At 71.6% G+C, this 12,027-nt stretch carries 12 protein-coding genes; 2 read left to right on the top strand and 10 right to left on the bottom strand.

The genetic code is table 11. The features are described 5' to 3' along the window. Positions 1 to 22 precede the first annotated feature (22 nt). The 4 genes from ACQP00_RS07750 to ACQP00_RS07735 all read right to left on the bottom strand — a co-directional run bounded on the left by ACQP00_RS07750 (position 23) and on the right by ACQP00_RS07735 (position 3,914). Positions 23 to 778 (bottom strand): FadR/GntR family transcriptional regulator, encoded by a 756-nt coding sequence (locus ACQP00_RS07750; protein ID WP_433216406.1) that lies wholly within the window; start codon positions 776 to 778, stop codon positions 23 to 25. 65 nt (positions 779 to 843) lie between these two features. Beyond that, positions 844 to 2,406: an amino acid permease gene (locus ACQP00_RS07745; RefSeq protein ID WP_433216403.1), complete on the bottom strand. Its 1,563-nt coding sequence runs from the start codon at positions 2,404 to 2,406 to the stop codon at positions 844 to 846. Between the two features lie 12 nt (positions 2,407 to 2,418). After that, the gene (locus tag ACQP00_RS07740) at positions 2,419 to 3,378 is read right to left on the bottom strand and encodes a phosphotransferase (RefSeq protein WP_433216400.1); all 960 of its coding nucleotides are present in this window, start codon (positions 3,376 to 3,378) and stop codon (positions 2,419 to 2,421) included. A 197-nt stretch (positions 3,379 to 3,575) separates the two neighbouring features. Further along, positions 3,576 to 3,914, bottom strand: coding sequence for a YybH family protein (locus ACQP00_RS07735; RefSeq protein WP_433216397.1), 339 nt, complete (start codon positions 3,912 to 3,914; stop codon positions 3,576 to 3,578). Between the two features lie 69 nt (positions 3,915 to 3,983). Here ACQP00_RS07735 and ACQP00_RS07730 point away from each other — a divergent pair, with 69 nt between their 5' ends. Further along, complete coding sequence (locus tag ACQP00_RS07730; RefSeq protein ID WP_433216394.1) at positions 3,984 to 4,853, top strand: LysR family transcriptional regulator; 870 nt, start codon at positions 3,984 to 3,986, stop codon at positions 4,851 to 4,853. 9 nt (positions 4,854 to 4,862) lie between these two features. Here ACQP00_RS07730 and ACQP00_RS07725 read toward each other — a convergent pair whose 3' ends face one another. Then, positions 4,863 to 5,561 (bottom strand): SDR family oxidoreductase, encoded by a 699-nt coding sequence (locus tag ACQP00_RS07725; RefSeq protein ID WP_433216391.1) that lies wholly within the window; start codon positions 5,559 to 5,561, stop codon positions 4,863 to 4,865. A 103-nt stretch (positions 5,562 to 5,664) separates the two neighbouring features. Between ACQP00_RS07725 and ACQP00_RS07720 the strand changes: the two genes are divergently transcribed. Next, entirely contained in the window at positions 5,665 to 6,480 is an 816-nt protein-coding gene (locus tag ACQP00_RS07720) for a helix-turn-helix transcriptional regulator (protein WP_433216388.1), read from the top strand. On the opposite strand, the gene ACQP00_RS07715 is transcribed toward ACQP00_RS07720, so the two are convergent. The 5 genes from ACQP00_RS07715 to dxr all read right to left on the bottom strand — a co-directional run bounded on the left by ACQP00_RS07715 (position 6,430) and on the right by dxr (position 11,746). Then, positions 6,430 to 7,119, bottom strand: coding sequence for a hypothetical protein (locus tag ACQP00_RS07715; RefSeq protein ID WP_433216385.1), 690 nt, complete (start codon positions 7,117 to 7,119; stop codon positions 6,430 to 6,432). The two genes, ACQP00_RS07720 and ACQP00_RS07715, sit on opposite strands and share 51 nt — an antisense overlap. Before the next feature lie 42 nt (positions 7,120 to 7,161). Beyond that, positions 7,162 to 8,001 (bottom strand): GNAT family N-acetyltransferase, encoded by an 840-nt coding sequence (locus ACQP00_RS07710; RefSeq protein ID WP_433216382.1) that lies wholly within the window; start codon positions 7,999 to 8,001, stop codon positions 7,162 to 7,164. 76 nt (positions 8,002 to 8,077) lie between these two features. After that, positions 8,078 to 9,247: a flavodoxin-dependent (E)-4-hydroxy-3-methylbut-2-enyl-diphosphate synthase gene (ispG, locus tag ACQP00_RS07705; protein WP_433216379.1), complete on the bottom strand. Its 1,170-nt coding sequence runs from the start codon at positions 9,245 to 9,247 to the stop codon at positions 8,078 to 8,080. A 10-nt stretch (positions 9,248 to 9,257) separates the two neighbouring features. Next, a complete protein-coding gene (locus ACQP00_RS07700) occupies positions 9,258 to 10,553 on the bottom strand; it encodes a M50 family metallopeptidase (protein WP_433216376.1) in 1,296 nt (431 codons plus the stop codon). Beyond that, on the bottom strand, positions 10,550 to 11,746 hold the full coding sequence (gene dxr, locus ACQP00_RS07695; protein ID WP_433223756.1) for a 1-deoxy-D-xylulose-5-phosphate reductoisomerase: 1,197 nt from the start codon (positions 11,744 to 11,746) through the stop codon (positions 10,550 to 10,552). Before dxr ends, ACQP00_RS07700 begins: the two co-directional genes overlap by 4 nt. Positions 11,747 to 12,027 lie beyond the last annotated feature (281 nt).

The following is a 12,027-nucleotide window of genomic DNA, read 5'->3' as shown; positions in this document are numbered from 1 at the left end:
GGTCTAGAACCAAACCATAAACTCAACCCAGCAGGCCGCGCAACAACGCCGCGGTGGCGTCGCAGTGCTCCTCCATCGCGCTGCGGGCGACCGCCGGGTCGCCCGCGAGAATCGCCTCGACCACGCGCTCGTGCTGAGCGTCGGAGTGGTCGAGATTGCGCCGCAGGACCGGGATCGCGGCCAGCAACCGGTCCAGGCGCAACTGCACGTCGGCGATCGCCGCCGCCACCGAGGTCGAGCCGCCGGCCGCCGCGATCGCCAGGTGCAGCCGCGAGTCGTTGACCCGGCGGGTCAGCGTGTCCCGCGTCCGCGCGGCGGCCAGGCAGGCCACCAGGTGCGCGCGGTCGGGCGCGGACAGCGCGCGGGTCGCGGCGAGCGCGGCCGCGCCCGGCTCCAGCACCCGGCGGAAGTCCAGCGCGTCGTGCAGCGCGTCGCCCATCTCCCGGGCCAGCGCCGCGGCGTCCTGCGCGGAGTCCGAGCCGTGCCCGGACTCGGACCCGTCGCCGGTCGCCCGGACCACGAACGTGCCGCCGGAACGGCCGCGGCGCGACTCGAGGAACCCCGCCTCGCGCAGCGCCGCGATCGCCTCCCGCAGCGTGACCCGGCTGACCTGCAGCCGCTCGGCGAGCTCCCGCTCGGGCGGGAGCCGCTCGCCGACCGGCACGAGGCCGAGCCGGATCGCCTGGGCCAGCCGGGCGACGGTGATCTCGAACGCGTTGCCGCCGCGCACGGGGCGCCACATCGGCACGCCCGACAGCGGCTCGGTCGACACCGGCATCCGGCCTCCCCCGAATCGGTCTCCGGGCCGGCCATCGCGGCGACCGGCCCGGAGACCATCATCCCCTAATCCTGAGCGGCGGCCGTGTCCTCGGCCAGGGCCTGATCGATGGTCCGGATCGGGCCGTTGAACCAGTTGCGGGCCGAGAGCACCCACCACAGGGCCGCCCCGCCGATCACGATGATCATCGCGATCGGGGCATAGTTGACCGCGGTCCACGTGAAGCCCTCGTGGCCCGGGATCGCGGTCGGCGTGAACGGCATGATGAAGTAGATCGACACGATGACGATCTCCACCACCGCGATCCAGCCGAGCACCTTGTACTTGCTGCCCAGCGTCCACGGGCCGGGGACGAACCGGTCGCCCATCCGCAGCCGCAGGTAGATCGGGATGAGGAACGCGACGTAGAGGCCGATGACGGCGACGGAGACGACGGCGTAGAACGCGGTCGGCGCACCGGTCGGGCTCTTGTACAGCGCGGGCAGGGTCAGCACCAGGCCGGCCGCGGCCGCGCCGATGATCGCGTTGACCGGGGTGCCGTTGCGGTCCACTTTGGACCACAACCGCCAGCCCGGCACCGCGCGGTCGCGGCTGAACGCGTACGTCATCCGGGACATGCTCGTCACGCAGCTCATGCCGCAGAAGAACTGCCCGATGGTGGAGATGACGATGACCGCCTTGAAGAAGCCGGGGCTCAGCGCGGTCTCGAAAATGGCGCCGGAGAACCCGGCCGCGGCCGTGATCTCGTCCACGTGCGTCGCTGCGAACAGGAACGACAGCAGCAGGATCCAGCCGCCGATCGCCGAGTAGAAGATGGACTGCCACAGCCCGCGCGCGGCCGCCTTCGACGCGCCCTTCGTCTCCTCGGACACATGGGCACAGGCATCAAAGCCCGTGATCGTGTACTGCGTGAGCAGGAACCCGAACGGCAGCACCAGGAACCAGTAGGTGGCGTCGGAGTACCCGGAGTTGTTGAAGCGCTCGGTGAACACGAACGAGAGGCTCTGGTGCTTCTCCGGCACGAAGATGAGGATCAGCACGATGACCGCCGACCCGGCGACGTGCCACCACACCGAGACGTTCTGCAGGACGTCGATGATGTTGTGACCCCAGATGTTGATGGCCACGTGCGCGGCCAGGATCACCACGAACAGCAGGAACGTCAGGTTGAGGTTGGTGCTGTCCCAGCCGCTGTAGGCGTCCAGGACCAGGCTCATGAATGTCGCGCAGCCGTAGTCGACCGAGGCGGTCACCGCGACCAGGCCGACGAGGTTGAGCCAGCCGGTGAACCAGCCGTGCACCGGCTTGCCCATCTTGGCGGCCCACCAGTAGATGCCGCCGGCCGTCGGGTACGCCGAGACCAGCTCCGACATGCAGAAGCCGATGATGAGGATGAAGATCGAGATGAGCGGCCAGCCCCACGAGATGGCGATCGGGCCGCCGTTCATCCAGGCCTGGCCGAAGGTCGTGAAGCAGCCGGCGAGGATCGAGATGATGGAGAAGGAGATGGCGAAGTTGGAGAACCCGCTCCACTTGCGGTGGAGCTCCTGCTTGTAGCCCAGTTCGGCGAGCCGCTTCTCGTCGTCGTCGTCGAGCGGTAGGCCGGCCTGGGTCGGCGATGCCGACATGGCACCTCCTTGTTAGGGGTTGGGGGTGATGGGATTCCTTCCCGTCGCCGCGCCCAGCAGGCGTCCGAGCGCGGGGTCGTCGAGCGCGCCACGCGCCTGACCCCACTTGTCGGCCGCCTCCGCCTCGTAGTCGAAGCCCACCCGGTCCCCGCCGCGGGCGGCGGCGAGCAGTCCATGGTGGACGGTGAACCACAGGGCCCAGGTCACGTTGGACGCGATGTGGAACAGCCGGACCCGCGCGAGCAGCGCCGGGCTGAGTTCGGCGCCGAAGTACGCCTCGGCCAGCCGGCCGGTGAGGTCCGGGTCGAAGTCCGCCTCGGCGGCGATGTCGCCGAGCTCGAACGCCGGGTCGTTGTTGCCGGAGAGCTGATAGTCGATGATCCGCACGCCGCTGGACGTCGCGATGAAGTTCTCGGCGAGCAGATCGTTGTGGCACGGTACTTTCGGCAGCGGCCGCTCGTGCAGCGCCCGCCGCAGGACGTCCACTGTGGACTCCCCGTCCAGGTAGCCGTCGGGCAGCGGCAGGCCGTTGCGCCGGCACACCTCCAGCAGCTCCGCGCGCTTGGCGAAGATGTCGAAGTCGTTGCCGAACGCGGGCCCCGCGTGCAGCCGCCGGCAGGCCTCGGCGAGCGCCGGGATGACCTCCGGGCGGCGCACCTCGGCCGGCCCGAGCGTGCGCCCGGGCAGGAACTCCAGGACGATCGCGGGGACGTCGGGGAGCGTGGCGTACACCTGCGCCCCCACCGACGCCGCGGCCGCCAGCGTGTTGGCGATCTCGACCGCGGGCGCCACGCCGAGCCCGGCCGCCGAGACCTTCGGTTCGAGCACCCGGAGCACGTAGGGCACCCGATCGACGTCGACCCGGTACACGTGGTGCGACAGCCCTCCCGCGAGCCGCTGCCACTCGACCGCGCGGCCCACCCACGACGGGACCCGCTCCAGCAGGTCCGCGATCGATGGCACCGCACTCATGGCATCCGGCCCCTTCGCCGCCATCCGCCGGCCGAATTCGGGCGAAGCCAGGCCTTTAACCCGGCGACATCCGTGTGACCGGCGTCATGGTGAACCGAGTTAACGCCGCCGTAAGCCACTCGTCAAGAGCGATCCTCACGTTTACGAGCCGGAAACAGTTGGCCCAACACCAGACCTTTTACGGCCCCGCACGAGTCCTATTGCTCGGGCCGGTCGATCACCCGCAGCCACGTCCCGTCGGGCTGGCGGCGCACCACCTGGACCCGTCCGCCGGTGCCGTCCTTGGGCTTCGTCGAGGTCAGCGCCAGTTCCCCGTGGTGGATGGTGGGCAGCGCCTCCTCCACCTCGAAATGCGGGACGTGCTTGAGCATCTCCTCGCACACCGCCTGAATGGCCGCGCGCCCGACCGTCGTGCGGCCCGGCGGGTAGGCCAGCACGGCATCGACCTCGTACAGCGCGGCCAGCCCGGCGGCGTCACCGGCGTTGGCGCGCTCCACGAACAGGCGGGACAGGTCTTCCGGAGTCTTCGCAGTCATGCCTCCATTGTTTTTGGGCCGATCCAGAAGACCAAGACGCATCGAAGACCGGACCTAGAATCACCGCTTATGGAACTGCACCAGCTGGAGTACTTCCTGGCCGTGGCCGAGGAGCGCAGCTTTACCCGCGCGGCCGCGCGCCTGCGGGTCGCCCAGCCCGGCGTGAGCGCCCAGATCCGCAAGCTGGAGCGCGAGCTGGGCCTGCCCCTGCTCGACCGCACGACGCGCTCGGTCCGGCTGACTGCGGCCGGCGAGGCGGTGCTCCCCCACGCCCGCGCCGCCCTGGCGGCGGTGTCCGGCGCGCGCCAGGCCGTCGACGAACTGGCGGGCCTAATGCGCGGTCGCGTGGCCGTCGGTACCGTCACCTCGCACACCGTCGACCTGGCCGCCATCCTCGCCGACTTCAACACCCGCTGGCCCGACGTCGAGATCACCCTCGTCGAGGACGCTTCCGACCACCTGGTGGACGCCGTGCTGGACGGCCGCCTGGACGCCGCGATCGTCGCCTACTCCAACGTCCCCGACGGACTGGACGTCCACGTGGTCACCGACGAGGCCATCGACGCCGCGGTGTGGCCCGGCCACGACCTGGCCACCCGCGACACGGTGACGCTGAGCGACCTGCGCGACCGCGCGCTGATCTGCCTCCCGCGCGGCGGCGGCATCCGCGCGATCCTGGACGCCGCGTGCGCCAAGGCGGGCTTCGCCCCGCGGGTCGCGTTCGAGGCCGGCTCCCCCGCGGTCATCGAACAGCTGGCCGCCCGCCGCCTGGGCATCGCCGTCCTGCCCGAGTCGATCGCCCGCCACCGCGACACCCTGCACCCGCTGCGCATCGTCGAACCGGAACTGCGCGGGCGCCTCGGGCTGGCCTGGCGCGGCAACGGCCCGACCAGCCCGGCCGCCGCGGCCTGGCTCCGCCACGCCCGCGGCTATCTGTAGGCCCGCGCGCTACCAGGGCACGACGCCGTCCTCGTCGTGGAAGGCGCCCGTCGGCCCGTCGTCGGGCAGCGTCGCGAGGCGGACCGCGGCCGTGGCGCCCTGGGTGGGCGTGCGGGGGCCGGAGTGGAAGTTCAGGTCGGTCGCGCAGTACCCGGGGTCGGCCAGGTTCACCTTGATCGGCGTCGACCGCAGCTCGTTGGCGTAGGACAGCGTCACCGCGGCCAGGGCTGTCTTCGAGGAGTTGTAGGCGAGCAGCGGATTCTGCGCGTACACGTGGGACGGGTCCGCGGTGAAGGCCAGCGAGCCCAGGCCACTGCCCAGGTTCACGATGCGCGCGGACGGGGCGCGACGCAGCGCCGGCAGGAAGGCGTTGGTCACGGCCACGACGCCCAGGACGTTGACCTCGAACGTCTCGCGCAGCATGGCCACCGGGGTGGCGCTCGGGAGCGCGCCCCGTTCCAGCAGGATGCCCGCGTTGTTGACCAGCACGTCGAGCACCTCGACCTGCCCGGCCGCGGCGGCGATGGAGTCCGGGTCGGTCACGTCCAGCTGCAGGAACTCGGCGCCGATGGCCGTGGCCGCCTCCTTGCCCCGCAGCGGGTCGCGGGCCCCGACCAGCACGTGCAGCCCGAGCGCGCGCAGCTGCCGGGCGATCTCCAGGCCGATGCCCTTGTTGGCCCCCGTGACGAGGGCGGTCTTGGTCGTCATGCGCTCCACCGTGGCCGCCGCGACCGCGCGGCGGGAGAGGCGCCTTGAACCACGGACCGGCGATCCCTGGTTCGGCGGGGCGCGGGCGCGCAGGATGAGGGGCATGAACCGGGTACAGCTGGCCGAGTTCCTCAAAGACCGCCGGGCCCGGGTGCGGCCCGCCGACGCCGGGTTGCCCGACGGCACCCGCCGGCGGACGCCCGGGCTGCGGCGGGAGGAGGTGGCGCGGCTGGCCGGGATATCCGTGGACTACTACGCGCGGCTCGAACAGGCGCGGGGGCCGCGGCCCTCGCGGCAGGTGCTGGGAGCGCTCGGGCGCGCGCTGCGGCTGTTCGAGGACGAGCGGGCCTACCTGTTCCAGCTGGCCGGCGAGCAACCCGGGCCGCCGGCCGGGCCCAGTCAGGTGGTGCCGGCCGGGATCCGGCACCTGCTCGAGCGGCTCGATGACACGCCGGCGTTCGTGATCGATGCGAAGTACGACATCCTGGCCTGGAACCGGATGGCCGTGCGGCTCATGGGTGAGCCGCCGGCCGAGCGGAACATGATCTGGAACGCGTTCTGCGGGCCGATGGCGATCAACGCCGACTCGCCCGGCGAGGCGCAGACGTTCGCGCAGGAGTCGGTGGCCGATCTGCGGGCCGCGTCCGCGCGGTACCCGGACGACGAGGGGATCCGGAGCCTGATCGCGCGGCTGCACGCCGGGAGTGCCGAGTTCACGCGGCGGTGGAACCAGCACCGGGTCTGCGTGCGGCGTACGACGGTCAAGGTGCTCACCCACCCCGAGTTCGGCGAGCTGCACCTCGAATGCCAGGTCCTGCACGCCGACGACAGCGGGCAGCGGGTCGTGTTCTACACCGCCGCGCCGGGCTCACGAACGGCGGACGTCCTCTGCGGCCTCCGCGAGGGGGCCCGCGTGTGACAGCGTCTCGTCCGGATCGACCCGCCGGGTCCGGTCCGCACCGACCCGACGCGTCCGGTCCGCATCGACGCCACGCGTCTCGTCCGGGTCGGCGCCGCCAACAGCGTCCGGGTCGGCGCTGCGCACAGCGTCCGGGTCGAGGCGCCGGGTAGCCTCCGGGCCGACGAACTCGGTGGCCTTGGTCGACTCGTGCGAGAGCCGCCCCGCCACCAGCGAGGCCTGCCAGGCCAGCCCGAAGACGACCCCGGGCGCCAGCGGCAGCAGCCAGTCGGCCACGAACCCGGTGGCCGGCAGGTGCACGACGATCAGCGTGCCGAACCCGACCACGGCCCCCTGCGCGAACCCCCGCCACGAGGCACGCCCCACGGCCGAGGCGGCGTCGCGGCGGGGCGTCCGCGCGTTGAGGGCCTCGGCGGCGGCGAGGTCGCGGCGGCCGAAGTTGAAGCCGGCGACCCCGGAGGCGACGGTGATGCCCAGCGTGGTGGCGGCGAGCCAGCTGCGGGTCAGGAAGTACGTCAGCCCGAGCACCGCCCCGCCCGCGCCCACGGCGAGGAGGGCGCGCAGCCACTCTTTCTTGTCGCCGGGGTACCAGTAGTAGCGCGTCGTGTTCGGCCCGATCTGCCGGATCAGCTGACCCATGCGACCGCTCCTAGCTGCACCCGAAAAGGGACGGATCCGATATCAGAACAGTACCGTCGCGAACGTCCCGACCTGCTGGAAACCACACCGTTCGTACACCCGGCGGGCCGGCAGGTTGTAGTCGTTCACATACAGGCTGACCGATGGCGCGACGCGGCGCAACGCATCCCGGACGACGGCGGCGATGCCGGCCGTGGCCAGGCCGTGCCCGCGCAGCTCGGGGTCGGTCCAGACGCCCTGGATCTGGGCGGTGTGCCGGGTCACCACGGCCAGCTCGGCCTTGAAGACGACCTTGCCGTGGTGGAAGCGCGCGTACGCCCGGCGGGCCCGGACGAGCTCGCCGATGCGCTCGCGGTAGGAGCGCTCGCCGCCGTCGGCGGTCGGCGAGACGCCGACCTCCTCGGTGTACATGGCCACGGCGGCCGGGAAGAGCAGGTCGATCTCGTCCGGGCGCACGAGGCGCACGTTCGGGTCGGGGGCGATCGGCGAGGGGTTGGAGATGGCCATGAGCGGCTGGTTGGGCCGCACGTCGCGGGACGGGCCCCAGCTCGGCGCGAGATGCGACCACAGCCCGAGGACCGCGTCGGACGCGCCGACGATGGACGAGCAGCCGCGGGGCTCGCCGGCGACCATCTCGGCGAAGGCGGCCACGGCGGCGGACGAGGCGTGCACGGGGATCAGGTTGGCCCCGACCCAGCACAGCGACTCCAGGTTGCGCCGGGAGCCGTAGCCGAAGATCCGCGCGTCCTGCCGCCACCAGGCCAGTCCGGCCATGGAGACCCGCTCGGCGACCTGGGCGCCCGCGAACGGGTCCCGGTCGAGCAGGCGTTCGACCGATCCCCGCTCGGCGTCTCCGAGCAGGCGCGCAGCCACCGTCAGCATGTCTACCAGCCTGCCAGATCTCGCCGAATATGGCTGCACGAACCCCTCGCCATGGTGAAGCCGAGCGAACCGGGCGTCAGTGCACGGTCACGGTCGGCCCGACGAGGCCGCGCAGCTCCTCCGGGAGCTCCACGCCCTGCGCCTCGGCCAGCCGCAGCGCCTCTTCCACCAGGGTCTCCACGATCTGCGACTCGGGCACCGTCTTGATGACCTGGCCCTTGACGAAGATCTGGCCCTTGCCGTTGCCGGAGGCGACGCCCAGGTCGGCCTCGCGGGCCTCGCCGGGGCCGTTGACGACGCAGCCCATGACCGCCACCCGCAGCGGCGCCGGGAACCCGTCCAGCGCGGCGCTGACCTGGTCGGCGAGCGTGTAAACGTCCACCTGGGCCCGGCCGCACGAGGGGCACGAGACGATCTCCAGGCCGCGCTCGCGCAGCCCGAGGGACTCGAGGATGGCCTGGCCGACCTTGATCTCCTCGACCGGCGGCGCGGACAGCGAGACCCGGATCGTGTCGCCGATGCCCTCGGCGAGCAGCGCGCCGAACGCCACGGAGGACTTGATCGTGCCCTGGAACGCCGGGCCGGCCTCGGTCACGCCGAGGTGCAGGGGGTACTCGCACTGCTCGGCCAGCTGCCGGTACGCGCGAATCATGACGACCGGGTCGTTGTGCTTGACCGAGATCTTGATGTCGCGGAAGCCGTGCTCCTCGAACAGCGAGCACTCCCACAGCGCGGACTCGACCAGCGCCTCGGCGGTCGCCTTGCCGTACTTCTCCAGCAGCCGCTTGTCCAGGGATCCCGCGTTGACGCCGATGCGGATCGGGATGCCGGCGTCGGAGGCCGCCTTGGCGATCTCCTTGACCTTGTCGTCGAACTGGCGGATGTTGCCCGGGTTGACGCGGACCGCGGCGCAGCCGGCGTCGATCGCGGCGAACACGTACTTCGGCTGGAAGTGGATGTCCGCGATGACCGGGATCTGCGACTTCTTGGCGATCGCGGGCAGCGCCTCGACGTCGTCCTGGCTGGGCACGGCGACCCGGACGATCTGGCAGCCGGACGCGGTCAGCTCGGCGATCTGCTGCAGGGTGGAGTTGACGTCCGCGGTGAGGGTGGTGCACATGGACTGCACCGACACCGGCGCGCCGCCGCCGACGGGGACAGAGCCGACCATGATCTGACGGGACTTGCGCCGGGGCGCCAGCGGAGGCGGCGGCACGGCGGGCAGGCCGAGGCTGACAGCGGTCATGTGAAGGCCCTTACTTCAGCGTGATCGGGTTGACGAAGTCGGCGGTCACCGTCAGCAGGACGAAGACCCCGAGGACACCGATCATGGCGAGCGTGAGCGGCGCGAGCTTGTAGTAGTCGACGCGGCCCGGGTCGGGCCGGCCCATCCGGGCGGCGATCCAGGAGCGGACCCGCTCGAACCAGGCGATCGCGATGTGCCCGCCGTCCATAGGCAGCAGCGGGAACAGGTTGAAGATGCCGAAGAACAGGTTCAGGGTGGCGAACAGCGACAGCAGCGAGGCCCAGTCGCCGAGCTCGAACAGCTCGCCGCCGATCCGGCTGGCGCCGACGACGCTGACCGGGGTGTCGGGGTCGCGCTCGGCCCCGAAGATCGCGTTCCACAGGTTCGGGATGCGCTGCGGGATGGCCTTGAACGACTCGAACGTGCGCTCGACGAGCGTGGCCGTGGCCGAGGCGGTCTGGCCGGCGCCGTCGAGGGCGCCGTAGCGCAGGACCGGCAGGTCGCTGCTGCGGATGTCGACGGTGATGCCGAGCATGCCCCCGCGCTCGAGGTCGTCCGCGGTGATCTGGTCCGCCGTCTTGGTCACCGACGACTTGACCCGCTGGGCCTCAGGGATCTTGGCAGTCCCGCTGAGGGTCTCTTCCCCTCGCTTGTACTGCACCGTCACCGTCTTGCCCACGTCGTTCTTGAGCTCGTCGCGCAGCGCCTGGTTGCCGCCGATCGCGTGCCCGTCGATGGCCAGGATGATGTCGCCGGGCTGCAGGCCGAGCTGGGCGGCCGGGCTCTGCGGGTCGGTGGCCGGGTCGCAGGTCTTCTGGGTCTTCGTCGTGGGGTCGTACTGGTACGTCGGGCTCACGCACGGGCTGGTCGTGCCGACGCGCACCGGGACCGCGTTGGCCTTGGCCACGTCCGGGACGCCGACGAAGGAGAACAGGATCCACAGCGTGATCAGGGCCAGCGCGAAGTGCGTGATCGAGCCCGCGGCCATCACGATCGTGCGCTTCCACACGGGGAATCGCCACATGGCCTTCGGGTCGTCGGCCCCGGACTTGCCCGTCTCCGGGTCGATGTCCTCTTCCTGCGGCGTCATCCCGACGATCTTGACGAACGCGCCGAAGGGCAGCGCCTTGAGCCCGTACTCCACGCCGTTGCGCTTGAACGCGAAGATCGTCGGGCCGAAACCGATGAAGTAGCGGGTCGCCTTCATGCCGAACCAGCGGGCGGACCAGAAGTGTCCGGCCTCGTGGATCGCCACGGCGATCAGGATGCCCAGCGCGAACAGGACGATCCCCAGCACGAAGGTCATTCGGCCCCTCTCCGGTCGGCACCCGCGGCGATGAGCGCACGGGCGTGGGCCCGCGCCCAGTTCTCGGCGGCGAGCACGTCATCGACGGTACCTGGTTCCGCGAAATCCGGTGCCTCGGCCAGGGTCCGTTCGAGCGTCTCGACGATGCCCAGGAAAGGCAGATCACCGGCTGTGAACGCGGCCACACACTCCTCGTTGGCGGCGTTGAAGATCGCCGGGCGGCACCGGCCGGCCTCCCCGGCCGCCTTGGCCAGGGAAACTGCCGGGAACGCCTCCTCGTCCAGCGGCGCGAGCTCCCAGGTGTGCGACTTGCTCCAGTCAACCGCGGGCGCGGCGTCGGCGACCCGGTCGGGCCAGCCGAGCGCGAGGGCGATGGGGATGCGCATGTCGGGCGGGCTGCACTGGGCGAGGGTGGAGCCGTCGTCGAACTCGACCATGGAGTGGATCACGGACTGCGGGTGGACCATGACGCTGATGTCGGCGTAGGGCACGGCGAACAACTCGTGCGCCTCGATCACCTCCAGCCCCTTGTTCACCAGGGTGGCGGTGTTGATCGTGACGACCGGGCCCATGTTCCAGGTCGGGTGGGCCAGCGCGTCGGCCACGGTCACGTCGCGCAGCTGGTCGCGGGTGCGGCCGCGGAAGGCGCCGCCGGAGGCGGTCAGCACCAGCCGGCGCACCTCGCCGCGGGCGCCCCCGCGCAGGCACTGGGCGAGCGCGGAGTGCTCGGAGTCGACCGGCACGATCTGGCCGGGCTTGGCGACGGCGCGCACCAGGGGGCCGCCGGCGACCAGCGACTCCTTGTTGGCCAGGGCGAGGATGCGCCCGGCGCGCAGGGCGGCCAGGGTGGGCGCGAGCCCGAGGGAGCCGACGACGCCGTTGAGCACGGTGTCGCAGGGCCACTGGGCGAGCTCGGTCATCGCGTCGGGCCCGGCGAGGATCTTCGGCAGCTTGAAGTCGCCGGTGGCCCAGCCGCGGCGCTGCGCCTCGGCGTAGAAGGCGAGCTGCAGGTCCTGGGCGACGCTGGCCCGGGCCACCCCGACGGCCTCGACGCCGAGCTCGAGCGCCTGGGCGGCGAGCAGGGCGACGTTGCCGCCGCCGGCGCCGAGCGCCACCACCCGGAACCGGTCCGGGTTGCGCCGCACGATGTCGATGGCCTGTGTCCCGATGGAGCCGGTGGAGCCGAGCAGCACGATCTCGCGGGGGGTCACGCCCCCATTGTGTCAGGCCCCGCGCGGGCGCGGCCGGAGCCTGCACGGTGGCTCCATCAGGCCCGCGACAAACGTTCACGATCAGGACACCGGAATTGTCCGTCCTTTGTGGATCTCCAGCGGAAAGCGGCCGGCAGTTTCCCCCCGCCGGCCGCTTTCCCTCATGGCCTCGACTGCTCCCGCCGGACATCCTCCACAGCGGCTTGAGCTGGGCCGATACGCAGCACGCAGCGCGTGCCCCCGTGAGTTACCGCGGTGAATCC

Origin of the sequence: Dactylosporangium sp. CS-047395 (genome assembly GCF_050942185.1) — a bacterium.
In the GTDB taxonomy this organism is placed as follows: domain Bacteria; phylum Actinomycetota; class Actinomycetes; order Mycobacteriales; family Micromonosporaceae; genus Dactylosporangium.
This window is presented reverse-complemented; position numbering and strand designations above follow the sequence as displayed.